The organism is Vibrio sp. 1069, assembly GCF_033340555.1.
The window spans coordinates 1-526 of the sequence record NZ_JAWOWP010000914.1 but is presented as its reverse complement, the minus strand read 5'-3'; the positions used below and the strand labels follow the sequence as shown (position 1 = coordinate 526).

The following is a 526-nucleotide window of genomic DNA, read 5'->3' as shown; positions in this document are numbered from 1 at the left end:
GAGTTCTTTGTAGAGTTCGCTAGCAATTAGCGGATTTTCTAACCTATCTTTTGCGAAATCATAACTTAATATACTTGTCGCGTATTGGATATAACGTAACATAAACTCTTTATCAGCTTCTGTTACTTCTAGGTGGTTAACGACTTTATCGACATCATCTCTGATATTATTTTTATTTAAGTCGATGCCTAATAAAGTGTCAGAAACATCTTTGAGTATACGAGGGTTATATACATACTCCTCTAGTTGGGCGCTCATCGCTGGTTTTTCTACTTCAGCATAGGAATGGTAAGCGTTACCAAAAAACAAAAATATCGACACGAAAATATGTTTACATTTCATTGATTGAGACAACTAATTTATACATTACAGAAATAATATTCACAAAAATAAAAGCTTAGTAAAAACTAAGCTTTTAAATACCACATAAGATTGAGCACATGAATATTAAAATTACAACAGCAAAAAGTAGATTGCTAATTAATATAAAATTAATACAAATAGACAATTACAGCCTGACAACTTA

General features: G+C 30.6%; 1 pseudogene. It reads right to left on the bottom strand.

The features are described 5' to 3' along the window. Window positions 1-258 (bottom strand): annotated as a pseudogene (locus R7040_RS29780) (chromosome segregation ATPase); the annotation flags it as partial. Window positions 259-526: the final 268 nt, after the last annotated feature.